Annotated in this window: 19 protein-coding genes; 13 read left to right on the top strand and 6 right to left on the bottom strand. The window is 71.8% G+C overall.

Annotated elements, in window-relative coordinates; all coding sequences use genetic code 11:
- Nucleotide 1: 1 nt before the first annotated feature.
- On the bottom strand, nt 2-1210 hold the full coding sequence (locus AB0L56_RS15595) for an RNA-guided endonuclease TnpB family protein (RefSeq protein ID WP_365423469.1): 1209 nt from the start codon (nt 1208-1210) through the stop codon (nt 2-4).
- 25 nt (nt 1211-1235) lie between these two features.
- On the opposite strand from AB0L56_RS15595, the gene tnpA reads away from it, so the two are divergent.
- The 5 genes from tnpA to AB0L56_RS15570 all read left to right on the top strand — a co-directional run bounded on the left by tnpA (nt 1236) and on the right by AB0L56_RS15570 (nt 8531).
- A complete protein-coding gene (gene tnpA, locus AB0L56_RS15590; RefSeq protein WP_344523075.1) occupies nt 1236-1652 on the top strand; it encodes an IS200/IS605 family transposase in 417 nt (138 codons plus the stop codon).
- Between the two features lie 757 nt (nt 1653-2409).
- Nucleotides 2410-4473 (top strand): neutral/alkaline ceramidase, encoded by a 2064-nt coding sequence (locus tag AB0L56_RS15585; RefSeq protein ID WP_365423465.1) that lies wholly within the window; start codon nt 2410-2412, stop codon nt 4471-4473.
- A 142-nt stretch (nt 4474-4615) separates the two neighbouring features.
- Complete coding sequence (locus AB0L56_RS15580; protein ID WP_365423462.1) at nt 4616-5932, top strand: DUF692 domain-containing protein; 1317 nt, start codon at nt 4616-4618, stop codon at nt 5930-5932.
- A 119-nt stretch (nt 5933-6051) separates the two neighbouring features.
- On the top strand, nt 6052-6816 hold the full coding sequence (locus tag AB0L56_RS15575; protein ID WP_365423459.1) for a TIGR04222 domain-containing membrane protein: 765 nt from the start codon (nt 6052-6054) through the stop codon (nt 6814-6816).
- A 110-nt stretch (nt 6817-6926) separates the two neighbouring features.
- Nucleotides 6927-8531, top strand: a complete 1605-nt coding sequence (locus AB0L56_RS15570) for an alpha/beta hydrolase (RefSeq protein ID WP_365423456.1) — start codon at nt 6927-6929, stop codon at nt 8529-8531.
- A 259-nt stretch (nt 8532-8790) separates the two neighbouring features.
- On the opposite strand, the gene hemQ is transcribed toward AB0L56_RS15570, so the two are convergent.
- Together hemQ and hemG are read right to left on the bottom strand one after the other, a co-directional pair.
- Nucleotides 8791-9522: a hydrogen peroxide-dependent heme synthase gene (hemQ, locus tag AB0L56_RS15565; protein WP_365423453.1), complete on the bottom strand. Its 732-nt coding sequence runs from the start codon at nt 9520-9522 to the stop codon at nt 8791-8793.
- Nucleotides 9523-9526: 4 nt separating this feature from the next.
- Nucleotides 9527-10984, bottom strand: a complete 1458-nt coding sequence (gene hemG / locus AB0L56_RS15560; RefSeq protein WP_365423450.1) for a protoporphyrinogen oxidase — start codon at nt 10982-10984, stop codon at nt 9527-9529.
- A gap of 177 nt (nt 10985-11161) precedes the next feature.
- Here hemG and AB0L56_RS15555 point away from each other — a divergent pair, with 177 nt between their 5' ends.
- Both AB0L56_RS15555 and AB0L56_RS15550 read left to right on the top strand, forming a co-directional pair.
- The gene (locus AB0L56_RS15555; protein ID WP_365423447.1) at nt 11162-12127 is read left to right on the top strand and encodes a DUF4349 domain-containing protein; all 966 of its coding nucleotides are present in this window, start codon (nt 11162-11164) and stop codon (nt 12125-12127) included.
- Nucleotides 12128-12177: 50 nt separating this feature from the next.
- Complete coding sequence (locus AB0L56_RS15550; RefSeq protein WP_365423444.1) at nt 12178-13575, top strand: FAD-dependent oxidoreductase; 1398 nt, start codon at nt 12178-12180, stop codon at nt 13573-13575.
- 12 nt (nt 13576-13587) lie between these two features.
- Here AB0L56_RS15550 and AB0L56_RS15545 read toward each other — a convergent pair whose 3' ends face one another.
- Nucleotides 13588-13917, bottom strand: a complete 330-nt coding sequence (locus tag AB0L56_RS15545) for a hypothetical protein (protein WP_365423441.1) — start codon at nt 13915-13917, stop codon at nt 13588-13590.
- Nucleotides 13918-14051: 134 nt separating this feature from the next.
- On the opposite strand from AB0L56_RS15545, the gene AB0L56_RS15540 reads away from it, so the two are divergent.
- Nucleotides 14052-14876: a rhomboid family intramembrane serine protease gene (locus tag AB0L56_RS15540; protein ID WP_365423438.1), complete on the top strand. Its 825-nt coding sequence runs from the start codon at nt 14052-14054 to the stop codon at nt 14874-14876.
- A gap of 44 nt (nt 14877-14920) precedes the next feature.
- Here AB0L56_RS15540 and hemE read toward each other — a convergent pair whose 3' ends face one another.
- The gene (gene hemE, locus AB0L56_RS15535) at nt 14921-16015 is read right to left on the bottom strand and encodes a uroporphyrinogen decarboxylase (protein ID WP_361033946.1); all 1095 of its coding nucleotides are present in this window, start codon (nt 16013-16015) and stop codon (nt 14921-14923) included.
- A gap of 145 nt (nt 16016-16160) precedes the next feature.
- Between hemE and AB0L56_RS15530 the strand changes: the two genes are divergently transcribed.
- The 5 genes from AB0L56_RS15530 to AB0L56_RS15510 all read left to right on the top strand — a co-directional run bounded on the left by AB0L56_RS15530 (nt 16161) and on the right by AB0L56_RS15510 (nt 22919).
- Entirely contained in the window at nt 16161-16835 is a 675-nt protein-coding gene (locus AB0L56_RS15530) for a DUF3000 domain-containing protein (RefSeq protein WP_365423435.1), read from the top strand.
- Nucleotides 16836-17103: 268 nt separating this feature from the next.
- Nucleotides 17104-17766, top strand: a complete 663-nt coding sequence (locus AB0L56_RS15525; protein ID WP_004923664.1) for a response regulator transcription factor — start codon at nt 17104-17106, stop codon at nt 17764-17766.
- Nucleotides 17767-17937: 171 nt separating this feature from the next.
- Entirely contained in the window at nt 17938-19227 is a 1290-nt protein-coding gene (locus tag AB0L56_RS15520) for a ribonuclease D (protein WP_365423432.1), read from the top strand.
- Nucleotides 19228-19575: 348 nt separating this feature from the next.
- Nucleotides 19576-20793, top strand: a complete 1218-nt coding sequence (locus AB0L56_RS15515) for an acetyl-CoA C-acyltransferase (protein WP_365423429.1) — start codon at nt 19576-19578, stop codon at nt 20791-20793.
- Nucleotides 20790-22919: a 3-hydroxyacyl-CoA dehydrogenase NAD-binding domain-containing protein gene (locus AB0L56_RS15510; protein WP_365423426.1), complete on the top strand. Its 2130-nt coding sequence runs from the start codon at nt 20790-20792 to the stop codon at nt 22917-22919. Before AB0L56_RS15515 ends, AB0L56_RS15510 begins: the two co-directional genes overlap by 4 nt.
- A 59-nt stretch (nt 22920-22978) precedes the next feature.
- On the opposite strand, the gene AB0L56_RS15505 is transcribed toward AB0L56_RS15510, so the two are convergent.
- The gene (locus tag AB0L56_RS15505; RefSeq protein ID WP_365423423.1) at nt 22979-24469 is read right to left on the bottom strand and encodes a hypothetical protein; all 1491 of its coding nucleotides are present in this window, start codon (nt 24467-24469) and stop codon (nt 22979-22981) included.
- Between the last annotated feature and the right edge of the window lie 24 nt (nt 24470-24493).

The following is a 24493-nucleotide window of genomic DNA, read 5'->3' as shown; positions in this document are numbered from 1 at the left end:
CCTATCGCGCCGTTGAAGGCTGCGGTGTCGGGTGGGTTTCTGCTTCGCTGCGCGGTGCCGGGACGAGTCCCGGTCTTACTCGCGCTCCACAGGCTGACACGGCCAGTCCGGCCGCCTTGGCGACGTTGACCGCCGCGTTGATGTCCCGGTCCAGGACCGCCCCGCACGCCCCGCACGTCCACACACGGACGTGCAGGGGCTTGGGGCCGTCCTTGACGCCGCACCACGAGCACACCTGGGAGGTCGGCTCGAACCGGCCGATCTTCACGAAGGTGCGCCCGTATCGGGCGGCCTTGTACTCCAGCATGGTCACGAACGCCGACCATCCGGCGTCGTGGACGGACTTGGCCAGGCGCGTGCGCGCGAATCCCTTCACCGCCAGGTCCTCCACCGCGATCGCTTGGTTCTCGCGGATCAGCTTCGTGGAGAGCTGGTGGTGGAACTCGCGGCGTGCGTCCGCGACACGCGCATGGGCGCGGGCGACCTTGATCCGGGCCTTGGTCCTGTTCCGGGAGCCCTTCTCCTTGCGGGACAACTCCCGCTGCGCCTTCTTCAGGCGCCTCTCGGCCCGGCGCAGGAAGCGCGGGCTGTCGACCTTCGTCCCGTCCGAGAGGACCGCGAAGTGACCGAGCCCGAGATCGATGCCCAGCTCGGGCGCGACCTCGGGAAGGACTTCCTCCGGGCCCGTCTCGACGACGAAGCTCGCGAAGTACCTGCCCGCGCTGTCCTTGACCACCGTCACCGTGGACGGCGTCCACGGCAGGCGACGCGACCACTTCACCTTCAGATCGCCGATCTTCGGCAGGTGCAGCTTCCCGCCGGTCGTGATCGACCAGCGGGCGTTGGCGGTGAAACGGACGGACTGCCGGGTGTCCTTGCGGGACTTGTACCGGGGCGCGCCCATGCGGGGGCGCTTGCCCTTCAGGCCGTCGAAGAAGTTCCGGTACGCGGTGTCCAGGTCCCGCAGGGACTGCTGGAGGACGACCGCCGACACCTCGGCGAGCCAGGCCCGTTCCGGGGTGCTCTTCGCCTCGGTGATGAGCTGCTTCGACAGGTCGCCGGTCTTCGGGAACGGCATGCCTTCGCTGCGGGCGGTCTCCCGAGCCCTGAGGGCATCGTTGTAGACCACCCGCGCGCACCCGAACGCCTTCCCCAACGCCGCGCGCTGACCGGCGCTCGGGTACAAGCGGAAGCTGTACCGAAGCTGCACGCGGATCATGATACACAGTTGGTTTGTGGGTATCGATGAGAACGTTCGTACAGGTCGTCACTGCGTCTTCCGAATGCATGTCCACTTGGTTTTCGTGACGAAGTACCGGCACTCGGTCTTCGCCGACCGGCACCTGACGCGGTGCGAGGAGATCATGCGAGCCGTGTGCGAGGACTTCGAGGCCGAGCTGGTGGAGTTCAACGGCGAGGCCAACCACGTCCACCTGCTGGTGAACTTCCCGCCGAAGGTCGCCGTGTCCAGGCTGGTGAACTCCCTCAAGGGCGTGTCCTCGCGCAGACTCCGCCAGGAGTTCCCCGATCTCGTCCGCCACTACTGGCGGGCACAGCGCCTGTGGTCCGGCTCCTACTTCGCCGGATCGGTCGGCGGGGCACCGCTCAGCATCGTGAAGCAGTACATCGAGCAGCAGAACCGGCCGCTCTGACCTGGGCTGAGATCAACAGTGCGCATCCGTGCACACAGCTGAGGTCAGAGCAGTTCTCAGATTCGCTTCACCACCGGGCTGAAGCCCGGTGCACTGCGAATAGACCCGGTAGCACCGCCGCGGCGGTGATCAGCCGGACCGGGCACCCGGGCTGGGCCGCGCGGTGAGCGCCGCGAGGGCACTGGCCTGGGTGCGCCAGTCCTGCTGGTTGGGGGCGGTGCCGGCCAAGGCGCTGGCCGAGCCTGGTATATGGTTTTGACGTGCTCCCTGGCAGAAAGTCCAGGGATTCCAGCCTGGGTCGTCTGACTCCCCCGGGGGGCTTCCTGCTTCACCGCGCTGGGTCGTGTCCCGCGACGTGGTTCCGGTTCGAGACCCACGGCAGTCTCCGTGGAGAAGGCCGTCGGCCAGGCGTCCTGGTGAGGCGGAGTGACCCCTGTCTCGGCGTAGCCACCGCCGCTGGCCTGCGGGTTCCGGTGTCTTGATCCCCTACACCACCTGGCGGGACGCCATCCCGCGCTGTGCGGGCACCTGTGCCCGTTCTTACCGGCACTCCACAGGCGCTTCGCGTCTCCACCCGTCCGGTGGCGACGATTCGACGTCCTTCACCATGCCGGTCCCGCGGAACGCCGGCTGTCCGCCGGAGAGTTCGGCACACCTCTTGCGGCGCCTAAGAGACGCGGTGTACCAATGGGACGCGGAACTTGAATGTTGTTCAGGTTCTGTCCGCGGGGGGCCGTTCGAGCCGGAGGAGCAGCACATGTCCGCGGAACCTCGTCCCGTGCGCAGCCGTCGTACCGTCCTGCGGGCGGGAGCCCTCTCGGGTCTGGGGCTGGCCGGTGCGCGGATGGCGGCCCCGGGCCGGGCCACCGCCGCTCCCGCCCGTGGCAGCGGTTTCCTGGTCGGCCGAGGTCTCGCGGACGCCACCGGCGAGGTGGCCGAGGTCGGCATGATGGGCTACGGCCGGTTCGACCAGCAGGCCGCCGGGCTGCACACCCGGCTGCGGGCGCGGGCGTTCGTGGTGGCCGACGAGGCGAGCGGGCGGCGGGTCATGCTGATCGTGGCCGACTCGCCGATGATCTTCGGCAGCGTGCACCAGGCGGTGCTGCGCCGCCTCACCGACGCCTACGGCGATCTCTACACCGAGCAGAACGTGCTCATCACCGCCACCCACACCCACGCGGGACCCGGCGGCTACTCGCACCATCTGCTGTACAACACGACCACGTTCGGCTTCCACCAGAAGACCTTCGAGGCGGTGGCGGACGGCCTGTTCGAGGCCGCGCAGCGGGCCCACGACGATCTGGCACCCTCCGAACTCCTGCTCAGCCACGGCACGTTGACCGGCGCGAGCGTCAACCGCTCCCGTACGGCCTTCGACCGCAACCCCAAGGCCGACCGCGACCACTTCCCGGACGCCGTCGACACGCACACCACCCTGCTACGTGTGGAACGGGACGGCCGGACCGTGGGGGCCGTCAACTGGTTCCCGGTGCACAGCACCAGCATGTCCGGGGACAACCGGCTGATCAGCGCGGACAACAAGGGATACGCGGCCTACCACTGGGAGCGCGAGGTCCACGACGTCGACTACCTGTCCGACGGCTCCCCCGCGTTCGTCTCGGCGTTCGCCCAGACCAACAGCGGCGACATGTCCCCCAACCTGGACCTCCAACCGCCCACCACACCCGAGGACTTCGCCCACACCCGCGCCAACGGACTGCGGCAGTACGAGGCCGCGGCCGCCCAGTTGCGGCAGTCCGGCACCCGGCTGTCCGGCCCGGTCGACTCGCGGCTGGTGTACGTCGACCTCTCCGACGTCACGGTCCGCCCCGAGTTCACCGGTGACGGACGGACCCACCGCACCTCCAAGCCCTGTATCGGCGCCGCCATGGCGGCGGGCAGCATGGAGGACGGGCCGGCCTTCCCCGGCTTCGAGGAGGGGGAGAACCCCTTCTGGGACGCCATCTCCGACTCCGTGGTCTACACGGTGTCACCGGAGCTGAAGCAGGCGCAGGCGCCCAAGGACGTCTTCGTGCCGATCGGGGAGATGAACCGCGTCTACCCATGGGTGCAGGAGCGGGTGCCCGTGATGCTGGTGCGCATCGGCGCCCTCCATCTGATCGGCATCCCGGGCGAGGTGACCGTCTGCGCGGGCCTGCGGCTGCGGCGCACGGTGGCCGAGATCATGGACGCGGACCTCGACGACGTGCTCATCGCCGGGTACGCGAACGCGTACTTCCACTATCTGACCACCCCCGAGGAGTACGACGCCCAGCACTACGAGGGCGGCAGCACCCTCTTCGGCCGCTGGCAGCTCCCGGCGCTCCAGCAGACGGCGGCCGCCCTGGCCAGCGCCTTGCGCGACGGCACGGAGTTGCCCCTCGGCCCGAAGCCGCCGGACCTGTCCGGCAAGGCGCTCTCCCTGCAGCCGGGGGTGGTGCTGGACGCGCCGCCGCTGCTACGGACGTTCGGGGACGTGCTGGTGCCGCCACGGGAGACCTACCGGGCCGGTGAACGGGCCGAGGCCGTCTTCGCGGGCGCCCACCCGGGCAACGACCTGCACCGCGGTGACACCTACCTGGAGATCCAGCGCCGTAACACCGACGGAACCTGGCGCACCGTCGCCGACGACGGCGACTGGCCGACCCGCTTCCACTGGGCCCGCGACGGGATCGCCGCCTCCAAGGTGACCATCACCTGGGACATCCCCCAGGGCACGCCCCCGGGCAGCTACCGGATCGTCTACCACGGCGACGCGAAGAGTCTCCTCGGCACGATCACCCCGTTCACGGGTACCTCACCGGCCTTCGTGGTGCGCTGAGCGCCGGCGCCCAACCCTCAAATGTTCCTCTGAAGTCGCCGGGGCGTGATTCGGCCGCGCGCGGCGGGGTCATACCCCTGTCACGTCCGGTGCGGACGATCGGGGGCCGGGCCTGACAGCCCGGGTGCAGGAGGGGGCGGGGATGACCGTGCGGCTGGGCAACGGGATCGGGTGGCGGCCGGAGATCGCGGACGCGGTGGAGCGCATGCCGCGGATCGACTGGGTCGAGGTGGTCGCCGAGAACGTCTGTCCCGGACATCTGTCCGAGTCGCTGGTGCGGTTGCGCGGGCGCGGGGTGACCGTCGTACCGCACGGCGTCTCCCTGGGGATCGGTGGCGCCGAGCGGCCGGACGAGGGGCGGCTCGCGGCGCTCGCCGAGCGGGCTGTCGCGCTGCGGTCCCCGCTCGTCACCGAGCACATCGCGTTCGTGCGGGCCGGCGGGGCGCTGACCGCGTCCCCGCGGATCGAGGCCGGGCATCTGCTGCCCGTGCCGCGCACCCGTGACGCCCTGGACGTGCTGTGCGAGAACGTCCGGATCGCCCAGGAAGCGCTGCCCGTGCCGCTCGCGCTGGAGAACATCGCCGCGCTGATCGCCTGGCCCGGCGAGGAGATGAGCGAGGGCCAGTTCCTGTACGAGCTGGCCGACCGCACCGGGGTACGGCTGCTCATCGACGTCGCCAATCTCCACACCAACCACGTCAACCGGGGCGAGGACCCGGCCAAGGCACTCGCCGAACTGCCCCTGGAGGCCATCGCCTACGTCCATGTCGCGGGCGGGTTCGAGCGGGACGGCGTATGGCACGACAGCCACGCCCACCCCGTGCCGGAGCCCGTGCTGGAGATCCTCACCGATCTCGCCTCCCGGGTCTCCCCTCCCGGCGTCCTGCTGGAGCGGGACGAGAACTTCCCGGAGGCGGAGGTGATGGAGCGGGAACTGGCCGCGATCCGGCGTGCGGTCGAGAGCGGCGCGGCGCGCCGGGACGCGGAGCAGGCCGCGCCCGGGGACGCCCGGTCCGAGGAGCCGGGGGAGGTTCCCGCGACCGAGGCCGCGCGGCAGCGGCTCGCGCTCGCGCAGACCGCCGTGCTGTCGGCGCTGGTCGCCGGTACGCCCGTGCCCGAGGGGTTCGACCGGGTGCGGATGGGGGTGCAGGCGCGGGCGCTCGCCGCCAAGCGGGCCGACGTCGTCGCCAAGGTCGCGCCGGAGCTGCCGGTGATCCTCGGAAACGGGTACCGGCGTGCCTTCCTCTCGTATGCGCAGGCACAGCCGATGACGGGCGGCTACCGGCAGGACGCGATGGGCTTCGTCGAGGAACTGCTGCTGGCCGGGCGGCCGGAGGACACGCGGACACGGCGTGAGCTGCGGGAGTGGTGGCTGGAGCGGTCGGGGCCGAGGCCCCGGTCGGGCAGGCCGGCGGTGCGGCTGGTGCGGGCCACGCGGCGGGTGTTGCTGCGGCGCTGACCTTCCCGGCCGGCGTCCGGCAGCGCGAAACCAAATGGAACGTCACATACCGGCAACACTGCGTCCGGATGGTGAACAGGGCATGGTGTTTTCGTGACCGTGTCGCTTACAAACAAGTCATGTTCTGGGTCCCTCTCCTGCTCCTGGCCTGGGCCGTCGCCGGTGTGGCGTGCCTGCGGTTGTGTCTGGCCGCCGTGCGCGGTGCCGCCGCGACCACCGGATCCGACGCGGGGGTAGGGCGCGATCTGACGCTGTACGAGGCCGCGTTCCTGTCCGGCGGCCCCGGGAGGGTCGCGGACGTCGTGCTCGTCGCGATGGCCCGTCAGCGGCGGCTGCTGCTGGCCCACACCGGCTGGGCGACGGTGGTCGACCCGCGCGGGCGCGACGACATGGAGCGGTCGGTCATAGGGGCGATAGGACCGGACGGACAGTCACCCATCGCGCCGGTGCGGGCGGCCTTGGCGGCCGCCGACGCCGTGCGCGGGATCGGCGACCGGCTGGTGAGCGCCGGACTCGCGGTCCCGGATGGTGCCGCTACGACCGTCGCGGACGCGGTACGGCAGGTGCGGCTCGCCGTGCCGGCCGTGGCCGGCCTGGGGGTGGCCGCCCTGCTCATGCCCGTTCCGTCGGACATGCCGCGCCACTTGGTCGCCCTGTGGTTCACGCTGCCGCTGATCCTCACGCTGGGCTGCCTGGCCATCGCGCGGTTCGAGATCCATCCGTACTCGCGGTGGGCCTCCCCCGCCGGCCAGCGGCTGCTCGGCACCCTGCCCCTCGGCGCCGACGGGACCGGGGACGACCGCACCTATCTCACCTCTGTCGCGGTGCGCGGCATCCGCGCGGTGGGCGAGCCCGAACTGCGCGCGGCCCTCACCCACCGTTAGGGCCTGTCAGGGGCACTGACGCCGACACACCCCGGCCGCAGGTGCTTGCCTCGCACCACCATCCACCGAAACATCCCTTTTGTCGCCGCCGTGCACCGAAGGGATCGTCGATGAGAACCACCGCCGCCGTCCATGTGGCCGTCGGGTCCGTGCTCCTCACCACCTGGGCCGCCGCCCCGGCCGGCGCCGGAACCCACGCCGCCCCTTCCGCGGCCGAGCTGCGGGGCACCGCCGTGGCCGCCGCGCGCGCCGCCGACCGGGGCATCGACTTCGGCGCGTGCCCGGCCGAGCAGCAGCTCCCGGGCACCGTCCGGTGCGGCACGGTCCGCGTACCGCTCGACTACGCCCGCCCGAACGGCAAGCAGATCCGACTCACCGTCAGCCGCTCCCGCGCAACGGGCAAGGACCCGGACAACAGCAAGCGCAAGGTGCGCCGGCAGGGCTCCCTGGTCCACAACCCGGGCGGTCCGGGCGCCAGCGGCATGTACTTCCCGATGATGGGCGCGCTCCCCGAGTGGAAGCGCATCGCGGCGGCCTACGACCTCGTCGGCTACGCCCCGCGCGGGGTGGGCCGTTCGGCCCCGCTCTCCTGCACGGACCCGGGCACGTTCTTCAAGGGGCCCTCGAAGGCGCCGGTCCACCCCTCCGAGGCGTACAAGCGCAAGCGCGTCACGCGGGCCAAGGCGTACGCGCGCGGCTGCGCCGAGCGGGCCGGGGACGCGCTGCGCCACTACAACTCGCTCAACAACGCCCGTGATCTGGACGTCGTGCGCGCGGCGCTCGGCGAGAACCGGCTCACGTTCCTGGGGTCGTCCTACGGCACGTACTTCGGGGCGCTGTACGCCACGCTGTTCCCCTCGCATGTGCGGCGGATGGTGTTCGACGCGGCGGTGGACCCGGACCCGAAGCAGATCTGGTACCGCAACAACCTCGACCAGTCGGCGGCGTTCGAGCACCGCTGGACGGACTTCCTGGCGTGGGTCGCCCGGCACGACGACACCTACGGCCTGGGCGGCACCGCGCGGGAGGTGCGTGCCGGTTACGCCGAGGCCAGGACGCGGCTGGCGAAGAAACCGGCGGGCGGGAAGGTCGGGCCGGAGCAGTTGCAGGCCGCGATGCTGCAGGCCGGGTACTACGACGACGTCTGGCCGCATCACGCGCGGGCGCTGTCGGCGTATCTGAAGGGCGATGCGGCGCCGCTGGTGGAGCTGGCGCAGGAGTATCCGGAGGCGGCGGCGGAGGCGGAGAACGCACGGGCGGTGTATCTCGCCGTGGAGTGCAACGACGCGCCGTGGCCGACGGACTGGGCGGTGTGGGACCGGGACAACACCCGGCTCGCGCGCCGGGCCCCCTTCGAGACCTGGGCCAACGTGTGGACCAATCTGCCCTGTGCCTACTGGAAGGCGCCCCGGCAGCAACCGCTGGACGTACGCGCCGGGCGCGGTGAGCTGCCGCCGACGCTGATCCTGGCGGCGGAACGGGACGCGGCCGCCCCGTACGACGGCGCCCTGGAGCTGCACCGGCGGCTGGCGGGCTCGACGCTGGTGACCGAGCGGGACGCCGGCAGCCATGGCATCGCGGGCGGACCCAACGCCTGTGTGAACCGGCATCTGGAGGCGTACCTGCTCGAGGGCCGCGTCCCGGGCCGCCACGCCTCATGCGCAGCCCACGCACAACCGAAACCACAACCCCAGCCCCGGCCGGCGGCCGCTTAGGACCTGTCGTTCGGTCATGCCACAGAAGCGGGGCCTGGGCACGCGCATCTGCGGCGTTGTCATCGGTTGCCGGGGCTCCGCCCTGACGCCCTGGCGGGTACGGCCGGATCCGGACAGGACCCGGCCGGTCCGAACCGCTTCCGACGGGACCGAACAGGTCCGGCGGACCCGGGCGGGTCGCCACGGTGCATGCGACACCCGACCCGACGGGTCCGGTCAGCACCCGGCATGTCCGGCGAGCCCCCGGCCGGGCCCGGTGTCAGGCCAGGCCCGCGACCAGGTCCGCGACGTCCTTGCGGCGGCCCGTGAAGAACGGGACCTCCTCGCGGACGTGCATCCGGGCCTCCGAGCCGCGCAGATGGCGCATGAGGTCGACGATGCGGTCCAGCTCGTCGGCCTCGAAGGCGAGGATCCACTCGTAGTCGCCGAGGGAGAACGAGGCGACCGTGTTGGCGCGCACGTCGGGGTAGCCGCGGGCCATCTTGCCGTGGTCGGCGAGCATGCGGCGGCGGTCCCCGTCGGGCAGCAGATACCAGTCGTAGGAGCGCACGAAGGGGTAGACGCTCACGTAGTTGCGGGGCGTCTCGTCGGCGAGGAACGCCGGGATGTGCGAGCGGTTGAACTCGGCGGGGCGGTGCAGCGCCATGTTCGACCAGACGGGCTCCAGGGCGCGGCCCAGCCGGGTGCGGCGGAAGAGGTTGTACGCCTCCTGCAGCCGGTCGGCGGTCTCGGCGTGCCACCAGATCATGAGGTCGGCGTCCGCGCGCAGGCCCGACACGTCGTAGGTGCCGCGGATCGTGACGTCCTTGGCGGCGAGCTGGTCGAACAGCTCCTGCACCTCGTCCGCGTAGCCGGCCCGGTCCTCGGGCAGTACGTCCTTCAGTTTGAAGACGGACCACAGGGTGTAGCGGATGACCTCGTTGAGATCCTTGGCCAGCTTGCCCTTGTTCGGGATCCGGTCGGGCGCGGGGGTGGTGGCGTCGTCGCTCATGTCCTCATTCTCCTGCTCCGCCGTGGAGGCTTTGCACCGGGTGGGCGGTGAGCTCCTGCACACCGTGCAGGTCACCGTTGATCTGGTCGGCGGCGGCGTACGCGCTCGCGATGCACGCGGGGACGCCGACGCCGTCGTAGGCCGCGCCGCACACGGCGAGCCCGGCGAGGCCCGCGAGGTGCTCGCGGACGCGGGCCACGCGCGCGTGGTGGCCGACGGGGTACTGGGGCAGGCCGTCCTGCCAGCGGGTGACCCGGGTCGCGACCGGGGCGGAGGTCAGGCCGGTGGCCGCCTTCAGGTCGTGCCGGGAGACCTCCACGAGGCCGGCGTCGTCACGGCCGAGAATCTCCGTCTCGCCGCGCCGGCCCACCGAGGTGCGCAGGACGACCAGGTCCGGGTTCTCCTGCGCGATCCAGCCCCATTTGCTGGAGGCGAAGGTGGACGCCTTGATGGTGTGTCCGTCGACGGGCGGCACAAGGAATCCGCTGCCCTCGGGCAGATCGGTCTCCGCGCGGCGGTAGGCGAGGGTGATCAGCGCCATGGAGGCGTACTCCACGCCGGCGAGCTCGGCCGCGGCGCCGGGGGCCTCGGCGCGCAGCAGGCCGGCCGCGGCCGGGGCGGGTACGGCGACGACGACCCCGTCGGCGTGCAGCACCCGGTCCCCGGCGATGACCCGCCAGCCGTCCTCCGGTGCGCGGCGCAGCTCCGTGACCGGCGTACCGGTGAGGATCTCGCCGCCGCGTGCCCGCACCGACTCGGCGACCGCGAGCGGCAGGGTGCCCACTCCGCCGGCGATGCCCATGAACACCGGACCGGTCTGCGGCGCGGCGGCGGCCTTGGCCTGGATCTCGCGGACGCCCTCGGTCAGGGAGGTGTGGGCGCGGGCGGCCTCGAAGAGCTGCGGGACCGCCGCGCGCATCGAGATGCGGTAGGCGTCGCCCGCGTACACCCCGCCCAGCAGGGGCTCCACGAGCCGGTCGACGACCTCCCGGCCGAGGCGCGCGGCCACGTACTCGCCGACCGCCACGTCCTCGCCCACCTCGGTGCGGGGCAGGTCGGCGTCGCGCCCGATCCGGGCGACCCCTTCGTCGGACAGCACGCCGGCCAGCGCCGCCGCGGTGCCCGGTACGCCCATGACATGGCCCTTGGGCATGGGCCGCAGCATGCCGCGGGTCCACAGCGCCGCCGTGGCGGTGGCCGGCGGCTGGAGCCGGTCGGCGAGGCCCACGGCCCGGGCGAGGGCGACCGCCTCGGGACGGCGCGCCAGCAGCGACTCCGCGCCGAGGTCGACACGGGCGCCCGCGATCTCGCCGGGCAGCAGCTTGCCGCCGACCCGATCCGAGGCCTCCAGCACGGTGACCCGCGCCCCGCTCTCCAGCAGCCGGTGCGCGGCCGCCAGACCGGCGATTCCGGCACCCACGATGACGATCCGCCGCCCGCCGGCCGCTTGTGATCCGCTCATGACTCCACCCTCTCAAACGCCACCGCGGCTCCCGCCAGGGCCATGTGGCCCTGCCGAGTCCCTACCGTGACCGCATCGGGACCGTCCCACGCCAACGTCCCGGGCCGTTCGGGCGTCAAAGAATCGTCAGTCATCACAACGACGTCGGTCGTCGTCACGACGCTGGGGGAGTCCCATATGCGCACACCACGGTCCCTACGACCCGCCCAGGCCCTGTCCGGGGTCCTGCTGGCGGCGACGCTCGCGGTCGGCGGGTGCAGCGCCGGCCTCGGCGACTCCGCCGATTCCGGGGGCGACGACAAGGCCGCCGCCGCGCCCGCCGAGGGAGCTGCCGCGGACGCGGGCGGGAAGCAGGACGCCCCGGGCGGCTCGGCGGGCGGCGGCAGGGCGACCGCGCCGCCGAAGGCCACCGCGAACCACATCATCCGCACCGCCTCGCTGACCGTGCGGGTCAAGGACGTGTCCAAGGCACTGGACGAGGCCCGCGCGACGACCGAGAACGCGGGCGGCTACGTCGGCGACGAGACCACGCGCCGGGACGCGGAGGGCCGCGAGCACACCCGTGTGGTGCTGCGCGTGCCCGTCGACAGATACGCGGAGGTCCTCGACGATCTCGAGGGCGCGGGCAAACTCGTCGAACGCCGCGCCAAGGCGGAGGACGTCACCGACGAGGTGGTCGACGTGGAGAGCCGCATCGCGTCGCAGCGCGCCAGCGTCGCCCGGATCCGCGAGCTGATGGACCGGGCCACCAAACTCAGCGACGTGGTCACCCTGGAGGCTGAGCTGAGCACCCGCCAGGCGGACCTGGAGTCCCTGCTCGCCCAGCAGGCGTCCCTGAAGGACCGCACGAGCCTGGCGACCATCACCCTCTCCCTGTCCGGGACATCGGCGGAGAAGGCCCAGGAGGAGAACGACGATCCCGGGTTCGTGGACGCGCTCGCGGGCGGCTGGAACGTGTTCTGGACGCTGCTGCGCTGGCTGATGCTCGGGATCGGCGCCATCCTGCCCTTCGCGGCGGTCGCCGCGCTGCTGATCCTGCTCTGGCGGAAGGCCGTACGTCCCCTGCTGCCGCGGCGCCCGCAGACGGCCACCCCGCCGCCGGCGACCGGCGGTCGGGACGACGAGGAGCGGGACGAGGAGTGAACCGAACGGTCCCCGAACGCAGGGAATCGCCCGGCCCGTAGCGTGGGGCCATGGACACGAGCGATGCGCGCGGGGCACGGGAACGGCTGGTGGTCGTCGGCGGTGACGCCGCGGGGATGTCCGCGGCGTCACAGGCCCGCCGGCTGAGGAGCCCGGGGGAGCTGGAGATCGTGGCGTTCGAACGCGGCCACTTCACCTCCTACTCGGCGTGCGGCATCCCCTACTGGGTGAGCGGTGACGTCACCGACCGGGACCGGCTGATCGCGCGCACCCCCGAGGAGCACCGTGCGCGAGACATCGACGTGCGGCTGCGCACCGAGGTCACCGAACTCGACCTCGACAAGGGGCGGGTCCGCGCGCGGGAGCTCGACTCCGGCGCCGAGTCCTGGACGTCGTACGACAAACTCGTGATCGCCACCGGCGCGCGGCCCGTCCGCCCGGAACTGCCCGGCATCCACGCCCCCGGCGTGCACGGCGTGCAGACCCTCGACGACGGACAGGCGATGCTCGACACGCTGGCCGCCACACGCGGCCGCCGCGCGGTGGTGATCGGCGCGGGATACATCGGCGTCGAGATGGCCGAGGCGATGATCAAGCGGGGCTACGAGGTCACGGTCGTCAACCGCGGCGAGGAGCCCATGGCGACCCTGGATCCCGACATGGGCCGACTGGTGCGCCGGGCCATGGAGGGCATGGGCATCACCATGGTCAACGGCGCCGAGGTCACCGAGCTGCTGACGGGGGACGACGGCAGGGTGCGGGCGGTCGCCACGGAGCAGGCCGAGTACCCGGCCGACGTCGTCGTCCTCGGCATCGGGGTGCGGCCCGAGACGACCCTCGCGCGGGCCGCCGGACTCCCCCTCGGCGAGCACGGCGGGCTGCTCACCGACCGGTCGATGCGGGTGCGCGGGTACGAGAACATCTGGGCCGGCGGCGACTGCGTGGAGGTCCTCGACCTGGTCTCCGGGCAGCAGCGCCACATTCCGCTCGGCACGCATGCCAACAAGCACGGCCAGATCATCGGTGCGGGCGCCGCCGGCGGCTACGCCACCTTCCCGGGCGTGGTCGGTACGGCGGTCAGCAAGGTGTGCGACCTGGAGATCGCCCGCACCGGGCTGCGGGAGAAGGACGCCCACCGCGTGGGCCTGCGTTTCGAGACGGTCACCATCGAGTCGACCAGCCGCGCGGGCTACTACCCCCACTCCTCCCCCATGACGGTGAAGATGCTCGGGGAACTTCGCACGGGCCGCCTCCTCGGCGTCCAGATCGTCGGCCGCGAGGGGGCGGCCAAACGCGTGGACATCGCGGCGGTCGCCCTCACGGCCGGTATGACGGTGGACCAGATGACCGCGCTCGACCTCGGCTACGCGCCCCCGTTCTCCCCGGTCTGGGACCCGGTCCTGGTGGCAGCCCGCAAGGCGGCGACAAAGATCATGCCGACCTTGTGAGGGGCCGTCCCTTCACCCCGTCCCGTTGATCCTCTCGATCGCCTGCCGCGCCTGCTCCGCGGGCGGCCGGGACGGCAATGAGGACACCGAGGACACCGACGCACTGGACGGCACGGGGGGCGGCTGCTCCCCCGCCGGCCTCGCATGCGCGGCAGCCTTCACGGAACGCAACCGGTGACTCACCGCCTCGTCCAGCGTGACCGGCCGCTGCATCTGGGACGCGAGCCGCCCCGCGTCCTGGCCGAGCCGTGCGATGTCCTCCCAGGGGAGACGCACCACCAGCGTGAGCTCGGCCTCGCCGTCGGGCAGCGCGTGTATCGCGGGAGTCACTCGGTCGTTCATCGCCAGTTTCCTCACGTCGGCCCCGCGGACCCCTTCCCCGCGCCGCGGGCGGTTGACGAGTGATACGCACGGCCGGACGGCGGTGTTCAGCGGTACCGCGGATTCACCCGCCCCCGCCCGGGCACCTGTGGAACGTGGTCATCCCCGTCCATGACGTGAATCCGGTGCGGCGCACCCCCTGGGTGACGTACGCGCTCATCGCCGCCAATGTCGTCGTCTTCGTGGCCCTCACCCCGGGCGTCGTCGATTCGCTGACCGGCGGGAGCAGTCTGGCCGACCTCTGCCGCCTCGAGGCCTTCCTGGAGCGGTACGCGGTGGTGCCGAGGGAGCTGATCCACCACCAAATGCCGAACCTCGTGCCCACGGGCGACACCGCGGTGGGCCCGCAGGGCCCGGGGTGCGTGGTGGACCAGCCCGGCTACGAGAAGTCTCCCGAGCTGAGCGTGCTGACGTCGATGTTCCTGCACGGCAGCTGGCTGCATCTGCTGGGCAACATGCTGTTCCTGTGGGTCTTCGGGAACAACGTCGAGGACCGCATGGGGCACGTGCGGTACCTGCTGTTCTACCTGGTGTGCGGGTACGCCGCCGCATACGTGTTCGCCCTGGCGTACTCCGGATCGGGCGAGCCGCTGATCGGGGCGTCCGGGGCGGTCGCCGGTGTCCTCGGCGCGTATCTGGTCCTGTATCCGAAGGTCAGGGTCTGGGTGCTGGTGCCCTTCCTGATCTTCCTGCCGCTGCGGCTGCCCGCCTGGCTGGTGCTGGGCTCCTGGTTCGTCCTGCAGGCGGTGTACTCGTCCGGTGCGGGCGTCACGGGGGCCGGCACGGTGGCGTATCTGGCCCATGTCGCCGGCTTCGTCGTGGGCATGCTGCTCGCCTGGCCCCTCAGGCCGGCCACTCCCCCACCGCAGGTCCCGGACCACCCGCTGTACGGCCGGCAGGCGCGGCGCACCTGGCCGTGATGCCAGGTGCGTGTCGCACGGCGCGCGCTGCGCGCGCGGGTGGGTCAGCGCGCGGTGCGCGTGTGGACGTACTCCGTGAGGCGGGTCAGGGCGTCCGGGTCGGTGGACGGCATCACGCCGTGGCCGAGGTTGAAGATGTGGCCCTCCAGGCCGGCCGCGGAGTCCAGCACCTCCTGCGTCTTGGCCTCGACGGCGTCGGACCCGGCGAACAGGACGGTCGGGTCGAGGTTGCCCTGGAGTGCCTTGCCGGGACCGACGCGCCGGGCGGCCTCGTCCATCGGGACGCGCCAGTCGACGCCGACGACGTCCGCGCCGGCCTCGCCCATGAGCTTCAGCAGCTCACCGGTGCCGACGCCGAAGTGGATGCGCGGGACGCCGTGATCGGCCACCGCGCGGAACACCTTCGCCGAGGCGGGCAGCACCGAGCGCCGGTAGTCGGCGGGGGCGAGCGCTCCGGCCCAGGAGTCGAAGAGCTGGACGGCGGAGGCGCCGGCCCGGATCTGGACGTCGAGGAACGCGGCCGTGATGTCGGCGAGGCGGTCGAGCAGATCGGCCCAGAGCGCGGGGTCGCCGTACATCATCGCCTTGGCGTTCTCGTACGTGCGGGAGGGGCCGCCCTCGACGAGGTAGCTGGCGAGGGTGAAGGGGGCGCCCGCGAAGCCGATCAGCGGGGTGGACCCGAGTTCACGGGTCAGCATGCCGATGGCCTCGGTGACGTAGGAGACGTCCTCGGGGGTGAGGTCACGCAGCCGGGCGAGGTCGGCGCGGGTGCGGACCGGCTGCTCGACGACCGGGCCGATGCCGGGCCTGATGTCGAGGTCGATGCCGATGGCCTTGAGCGGGACGACGATGTCGCTGAAGTAGATCGCCGCGTCGACGTGGTGGCGGCGCACCGGCTGGAGCGTGATCTCGGTGACCAGGTCGGGGCGCATGCAGGAGTCCAGCATCCCGATGCCCTCGCGCACCTTGCGGTACTCCGGCAGCGAGCGCCCGGCCTGCCGCATGAACCACACCGGCGTGTACGGCACCGGCTCGCGACGGCACGCCTTGAGGAAGGCCGAATCCTTGACTGCGTCGTTCTTGACGGGATCGGTGGTCGCGGTCGGCGGCTGGCCCGTCGGGCTTGCGTTGGCACTCACACCGGCCAGTCTCGCACGCCCCGCGAGCCTCCCCGGACGCCAGGTCGCCCGGTGTGCGCTGCGCGCGGGGCACGATCCGGACACCCCCCGCCGCCGCGGGTGTCTCTCCCTGCACGGGGGCGCCGTTCCGCTTAATCTTCCCCGCATGGCTGCGGCTCAGGGACGACTGTCGGACGGCGCTGGCGGAATGGACGAGGCGAAGGGGACCGAGAAGGATCCCGGGCACGGGGGCGCGCCCCCGCCGCCCTTCCGGGCGGCCGTCGACTCGCTGCGCGGCGCTCGGCTGCGGCCGCGGGTGGAGGTCGATCCCGTGCCCGCGCCGAAACGCCTCGCTCCGCACGCGTACGCGCTGGAGGCGGCGGTCGTCGACGGCGAGGAGGACCTGGCCGACGGCCGGCTGGTGCTGCTGTACGACCCGGCCGGGCACGACGGCTGGCGGGGCACCTTCCGGCTGGTGACGCTGGTGCGCGCGGAGCTGGAGCCGGAGATGGCGGCGGACCCGCTGCTGCCGGAGGTGTGCTGGTCCTGGCTGACCGGTGCGCTTTCGGCACGCGGTCTGACGTACGGCGAGCCGAGCGGCACGGTGACGCGGGCGAGTTCACACTACTTCGGCGGGCTGGCGGAGCGGCCCGCAGCCTCGCAGATCGAGATCCGGGCCTCCTGGACGCCCCGGGAGGGTCCCGCCGGGGTACCGGACGCGGGGGCCCATCTGGTCGCGTGGTGCGATCTGCTGGCGCAGGTGGCGGGGCTGCCGCCGGCCGCTCCCGGGGACGCGTCGGTGGTGACGCTGCCGCAGCGCAGGGGACCGCAGCCGCGCTGAGCTTCCCGCTTTGAACTCCGCGCAATCATCACTGACCGTCTCTTTGTCGATACGGCCACTTTCGGAAGCGTTGCGACGCAGACCGAAACCGTTCGATCTTCGAATGATCGATCGCGCGTCCGAATTGCCCGGATTGTTACTCATCACTTCGTGATCATTCGTTAAAGGACACCAGGTTTGTTGCCGAAGACGACTGTGACCTTGAAAGCACGGTTCGTCCCGGCTTCACCCCCCACGAGCCGGCCCCGTCCCGCACCCAGGAGGCCTGGTGTCCGTTCTCCTCGAGCAGCCCGCAAGCCTGGTCGCCTACCGCCCGAACAAGCCGACCGCCATGGTGGTCGTGGCCGACCCGCGCGTCCGTTCCACCGTCACCCGCCATCTGTGGGCGCTCGGTGTGCGCGATGTCATCGAGGCCTCGTCCGTCGCGGAGGCTCGTCCCCGCATCGGCAACCCCCGCGACATCTGCGTCGCCGAAGTCCATCTGCCGGATGGTTCCGGCCTCACCCTCCTCTCCGAGACCCGCGCCGCCGGCTGGCCCAACGGCCTGGCCCTGTCCGCCGCCGACGACATCGGCGCCGTGCGCAACGCGCTCGCCGGCGGAGTGAAGGGATACGTCGTCACCGGCACCCGCACCAACCTCGGGCTCCCCACCCGACCCGGTGCCGCCCCCATCGGCGCCGCCGCCGCCCGTCTCCACCGCCGCCCCCCGGGTGCCCCGAGCCACCCGGGCGGCTACCGCGAACTGTCCGGCCGCGAGGTCGAGGTGCTGCGGCTGGTGGCGGAGGGCCAGTCGAACAAGGCGATCGGCGTCTCCATGGGCCTGTCCGCCCTGACCGTCAAGAGCCACCTCGCCCGCATCGCGCGCAAGCTCGGCACGGGCGACCGCGCCGGCATGGTGGCCGTGGCCCTGCGCACCGGCATCATCCACTGACCCCCCGGCCCGGCCCCCTGCGACCTGCCCGCGCCCGTCGGCACCGCGGTCGGCGGGCGCCCGCGCGTGCGCCGTCGTCAAGGGAGCCGCCGAGGCCTGTTTTCGCCGGTCGGCCCCGCCCACGCGCGTAGGGGCAGGTCAGGCCCCGGCCCGTGCGGATACTCTTGACAGGTGACCGACGCCCACGACACCGCAGCAGACAGTTCACTGCGCACCACCGGAGGCGCCCCTCCGGACGACGGCGGATCTTCTGCTACGGAGGCGCCGATCCCCTTGCTGGAGCCGCGCGAGGGCATTCCGCCCGTCGTCGCGGACGAGGCCGCGCTCGCCGAGGTGATCGCCGCCTTCGCCGCCGGGACCGGCCCCGTCGCCGTGGACGCCGAGCGCGCCTCCGGCTACCGGTACGGCCAGCGCGCCTACCTCGTCCAGCTGCGCCGCGAGGGCGCGGGCACCGCGCTGATCGATCCGGTCGCCTGCCCCGACCTGTCCGGTCTCGGCGAGGTGCTGTCCGGCACCGAGTGGGTGCTGCACGCCGCCACCCAGGATCTGCCGTGTCTGCGCGAGATAGGCATGGTGCCCACGCGTCTCTTCGACACCGAGCTGGCCGGACGCCTGGCCGGGTTTCCCCGGGTCGGTCTCGGCGCGATGGTCGAGAACGTGCTCGGCTTCGTCCTGGAGAAGGGACACTCCGCCGTCGACTGGTCCACCCGCCCGCTGCCCGAGCCCTGGCTGCGTTACGCCGCCCTCGACGTCGAGCTGCTGGTCGACCTCCGGGACGCGCTGGAGAAGGAGCTGGAACGGCAGGGCAAGCTCGACTGGGCCCGCCAGGAGTTCGAGGCGATCGCCTCGGCGCCGCCGCCGGAGCCCCGCAAGGACCCTTGGCGGCGCACGTCCGGCATGCACAAGATCCGTCGCCGCCGGCAGATGGCCGTCGTCCGGGAGTTGTGGCAGACCCGCGACCGGATCGCCCGCCGCCGGGACGTCTCTCCGGGCAAGGTGCTGTCGGACGCGGCCATCGTCGAGGCCGCGCTGGCCATGCCGGCCAACCCGCACGCGCTGGGCGCGCTGAACGGGTTCGGGCAGCGGGTCGGGCGGCGGCAGCTGGAGCAGTGGCAGGCGGCGGTCGACCGGGCGAAGGCGCTGAGCGAGGACCGGCTGCCCCAGGCCGGCCAGCCGGTCACCGGTCCTCCGCCGCCGCGGGCGTGGGCCGACAAGGATCCGGCGGCGGCGGCGCGGCTGTCCGCGGCGCGGGCGGGGGTGACTGCGCTGGCCGAGCGGCTGGGGATGCCGGCGGAGAATCTGATCGCGCCGGACACTGTGCGCAGGGTGTGCTGGGAGCCTCCGGCGGTGGTGGATGCGGAGTCCGTGGCGGCGGCGGTTGCCGGTCATGGGGCGCGGGCGTGGCAGGTTGAGCAGGTCACCCCGGTGCTGGTTGCTGCGCTGGCGGCGGCGCCTGCGTAGTCGCCGGTTCGGCTGGTCGTCGTACGGGGGTGCGGGTACGGGGTTCCCCGTGAGGGGTTGTCGCCCCCGCCGCCCCTTCCCGTCCCGTCCCTGGGGGCTGCGCCCCCAGACCCCCCTTTCGGCCCTTCGGGCCTCGTCCTCAAACGCCGGACGGGCTGACTTCCAGCCCCTCCGGCGGTTGAGGAGCGGGGGTCCGGGGGCAGCGCCCCCGGGACGGGACGGGAAGGGGCGGAGGCCAAACGTGTGATGTTCGCCGCTCCAGGTGGTGGGGGTGGGCAGTTACGTTACTCGTTAGTAGCATGGCCCTTAAGCAAGCGCTCAGCATCCCGTACCTGGAGGAGAGCCATCGTGCCTCGTACCGTCAGGGACGTCGTCTTCGTCGACGGCGTCCGCACCCCGTTCGGCAAGGCGGGCCCGAAGGGCATCTACCACGAGACCCGCGCCGACGACCTTGTCGTGAAGGCGATCCGGGAGCTGCTGCGCCGCAACCCCGGTCTCGACCCGAAGAGGATCGACGAAGTCGCCGTCGCCGCGACCACGCAGATCGGTGACCAGGGCCTGACCATCGGCCGTACGGCCGGCATCCTCGCGGGTCTGCCGCAGTCCGTGCCGGGCTACTCCATCGACCGCATGTGTGCCGGCGCCCTGACCGCCGTCACCACGGTGGCCGGCTCCGTCGCCTTCGGCGCGTACGACGTCGCCATCGCGGGCGGTGTGGAGCACATGGGCCGTCACCCGATGGGCGAGGGCGTCGACCCCAACCCGCGGTTCGTGTCCGAGAAGCTCGTCGACGAGTCCGCCCTGTTCATGGGCATGACCGCCGAGAACCTGCACGACCGCTACCCGAGCATCACCAAGCAGCGCGCCGACGAGTACGCCGTGCGCTCCCAGGAGAAGGCCGCCAAGGCGTACGCCAACGGCAAGATCCAGGCCGACCTGGTGCCGATCTCGGTGCGCCGCACCAACGAGGAAGCCGGTGAGACCGGCTGGGGCCTGGTCACCGCCGACGAGCCGATGCGTCCGGGCACCACCCTGGAGAACCTGGCGAACCTCAAGACGCCGTTCCGCGTCCACGGCCGGGTCACCGCGGGCAACGCGGCCGGTCTGAACGACGGCGCCACCGCCTCCCTCATCGCCTCCGAGGACTTCGCCCGCGAGAACAACCTCCCGGTGAAGATGCGCCTGGTCTCCTACGCCTTCGCGGGCGTGGAGCCGGAGGTCATGGGCTACGGCCCGATCCCGGCCACGGAGAAGGCCCTCGCCCAGGCGGGGCTGTCCATCTCCGACATCGGCCTGTTCGAGATCAACGAGGCCTTCGCCGTCCAGGTCCTCGCGTTCCTGGAGCACTACGGCATCGCCGACGACGACGCGCGCGTCAACCAGTACGGCGGCGCCATCGCCTTCGGCCACCCGCTCGCCTCCTCCGGCGTCCGTCTGATGACGCAGCTGGCCCGCCAGTTCGAGGAGCAGCCGCAGGTCCGTTACGGCCTCACCACCATGTGCGTCGGCTTCGGCATGGGCGCCACGGTCATCTGGGAGAACCCGCACTTCGAGGGGGACAAGTGAGCACCACCGCAGAGCTTTTGAAGGGTGCGGCCGAGCTGTTCCCCGGCGAGGTCGTCACCAGCGCGCACGTACGCCACTTCGACCTGCCGCTCGGCGCGGGCCGGTTCGCGCTGATCACGCTGGACAACGGTCACGACCACACCAAACCGACCACCCTCGGCCCGCAGTCGCTCGCGAACCTCGACGCCGCGATCGACCGGGTCGAGAAGGAGGCCGCGGACGGCGAGATCGTCGGCGTCGGTGTCACCGGCAAGCCGTTCATCTTCGCCGTCGGCGCCGACCTCAAGGGCGTAGAGCTGCTGAAGCGGCACGAGGACGCGCTCGCCATCGGCAAGGGCGGCCACGACGTCTTCAAGCGGCTGGCGAACCTGGCCGTGCCGACCTTCGCGTACTACAACGGCGCCGCCATGGGCGGTGGCGTCGAGGTCGGTCTGCACTGCACCTACCGCACGGTGTCCGCGGCGCTCCCCGCCTTCTCGCTGCCCGAGGTGTTCCTCGGTCTGGTCCCGGGCTGGGGCGGCTGCACGCTGCTGCCGAACCTGATCGGCGCCGACCGGGCCGTCTCGGTGATCATCGAGAACAGCCTCAACCAGAACAAGCAGCTCAAGGGCGCGCAGGTGCACGGGCTCGGGATCGCCGACGCGATCTTCGAGGGCGCGGACTTCCTGGAGCAGTCGCTGATCTGGACCGCGTCCGTCCTCAAGGGTGAGCTCGTCGTCGAGCGTCCGGTGATCGACCGCGGTGAGGCCTGGGACCAGGCCGTCGCCAAGGGCCGTCTCATCGCCGACTCCAAGGTGCACGGCGCCGCCCCGGCCGCCTACCGCGCGCTGGACATCATCGCCGCCGCCAAGAACGGCGACCTCCAGCAGGGCTACGACGCCGAGGACAAGGCGCTCGCCGACCTGATCATGGGCGGCGAACTGCGCTCGGGCATCTACGCGTTCAACCTGGTGCAGAAGCGCGCCAAGCGCCCCGCGGGCGCCCCGGACAAGAACCTGGCCCGTCCGGTCACCAAGGTCGGTGTCGTCGGCGCCGGTCTGATGGCCTCCCAGCTCGCGCTGCTGTTCCTGCGCCGCCTCGAGGTGCCGGTCGTGCTGACCGACATCGACCAGGAGCGCATCGACAAGGGCGTCGGCTACGTCCACGCCGAGATCGACAAGCTGCTCGGCAAGGGCCGGATCAACCAGGACAAGGCCAACCGCCTCAAGGCGCTGGTCACTGGCGTGCTGGACAAGGCCGAGGGCTTCGCGGACGCGGACTTCATCATCGAGGCCGTGTTCGAGGAGATGGGCGTCAAGCAGAAGGTGTTCGCGGAGGTCGAGGCGGTCGCGCCCGAGCACGCGATCCTCGCCACCAACACCTCCTCGCTGTCGGTGTCGGAGATGGCCTCGAAGTTGAAGCACCCCGAGCGGGTCGTCGGCTTCCACTTCTTCAACCCGGTCGCGGTCCTCCCCCTGCTGGAGATCGTGCGCGGCGAGAAGACCGACGACGCCTCGCTGGCCACGGCGTTCGGCGTCGCCAAGAAGCTGAAGAAGACCGCGGTGCTGGTGAAGGACGCCCCGGCGTTCGTCGTCAACCGCATCCTGACCCGCTTCATGGGCGAGATCCAGAACGTCATCGACGAGGGCACCCCGGTCGAGGTGGCCGAGAAGGCCATCGAGCCGCTCGGCCTGCCGATGTCGCCGCTGGTGCTGCTGGAGCTGGTCGGTCCCGCGATCGGTCTGCATGTGTCCGAGACCCTCAACCGCGCGTTCCCCGAGCGGTTCACCGTCTCCCCGAACCTCAAGCGGGTCGTGGAGGCGGGCAAGCGCGGCTTCTACGTCTACGACAGCGGCAAGCCGGAGCTGGACCCGGAGGTCGCCGCGCTGCTGAAGCAGGGCGACACCGTCCTCACCGAGGAGCAGGTGCGTGCGCGGGTGCTGGACGCGGTGGCCCAGGAGATCGGGCTGATGCTCGACGAGGGCGTCGTCGCCGAGGCCCAGGACATCGACCTGTGCCTGATCACGGGCGCCGGCTGGCCCTTCCACCTGGGCGGAATCACTCCGTACCTGGACCGCGAGGGCGTGTCGGAGCGGGTGAACGGGAAGCGGTTCCTGGAGGCGGGGGTGGCTTCGGTTCCGGCGTGACGCGGACGTGACGCATGAAGGGGCCTCCGCCTTGGGCGGGGGCCCCTTCGTCGTGGGTGTCAGCGTGCTCCGTCGTAGGAGAGGGGTGAGGCAGCGCCGGCCGGGAGGCCGAGGACCGTGAAGGGAACCGGGGTGGCCGGCGACTCCGCGCCGCTCGCGGTCACGGCGAACACCTCGACGAAGTGGGCGCCCTCGCCCCAGGCCCAGCCGGAGTCCCAGGACCACGTCCCGTCGGGCGCCACCATCGCGCCGCCCAGGAGCACACCGTTCTCACGGAAACCGACCTGCGCCGCGCCCGGAGCGGACCCCCTGAACACCACGCGGGCGTCCATGACCTGTTCGTGCACCCCCGGCACCGTCACCGTCGGCGCCGCACCGTCGCCCGCGGGCAGCCCGGCGCCCCGCGGCATGACGGGCGCGTCCACGACGACGAAAGAGACCTCGGTCCGCTCGGAGTGGAAGCCCTGCGCGTCCACGGAGAACAGCCGGACCAGGTGCTGGCCCTTCGTCCAAGGATTGTTCGCCTCCCAGGACCAACTGCCGTCGGGGGCGACGGGCGGCGAGGCCAGAAACTTGCCGTTCTCCCACAGGCTCACCCGCACGGCACCGGGAGCGACGCCGCAGAGGCGCACCGCCGAGGCGGGGACCTCCTCGTTGACGGCGGGGGTGGCGACCATGGGCGGCGGGAAGGTCTCCCGGCCCTTCAGCTGGGACGTCGAGGCGAGGTACGCGTCGATGGCGGACCTGTCCCGGTCGGGCTCCTCGTAGCCGTTGCGCACGAAGCCCAGACGGGGAGGTGTGCCGTCGGCCAGCAGGTTGACGATGCCCATGAGGGCGGGGACATTGCGCCGGGTGACCTGGGTGTGGTCGGTGATGAACGGGGACTCGCTGAACAGGAAGTTGAAGTTGCCGTAGTTCCGGAACAGCCCGAGGAACGGCTCCACCTGCACCGGGTACTGCTCGTCCTGCGGTGAGGAGAGCAGGTAGATGTTGGCGTCACGGTTGACCTCGGCCCGCACCAGATCGGGCAGCAGGGCGTCCAGCGCGCGGACCTTCTCCTGCGGCACGCCCTCGCCCAGCATGTAGGCGGCGACCTTCGGATGCACGGTGCTCACGTACGTCCCGATCAGGAACTGGGGCACGATCGAGACGATGTTTTGGAAGCCGTAGCGCAGTCCGAAGTACAGGGCCGCGCTGCCGCCCTTCGAGCCGCCCCACATGGTGACGTCGGCCGGGGTCAGCGACAGCGCCTCCATGACGTTGAAGATCAGGCCGGCGACGGACTGCTCCAGGGAGAAGTCCATCTCCTTGCACAGGTAGTAGCTGTTCATCCCGTCGAACCGGTCGCGGATCCAGAGGATGTTGGCGCGGACGTTGTCGAACACGCCGTTGGACCACCCGTAGTCGTCGGGCGCGGAGAAGTTGGCGAAGACGACGACGAGGTGCCGGTTGCCGTTCTTGGCATGGGCGAACCGGTACTCGACGGGGAACGTCCCCGAGGCCTCGATCCCGTTGAGCAGGGGCCGCCCGGTCGTAGGTGCCTTGGACATGTACGGACTCCACACTCTCAGGGA

This window comes from Streptomyces sp. NPDC052079 (genome assembly GCF_040680275.1).
Taxonomy (GTDB): Bacteria; Actinomycetota; Actinomycetes; order Streptomycetales; family Streptomycetaceae; genus Streptomyces.
This window is presented reverse-complemented; position numbering and strand designations above follow the sequence as displayed.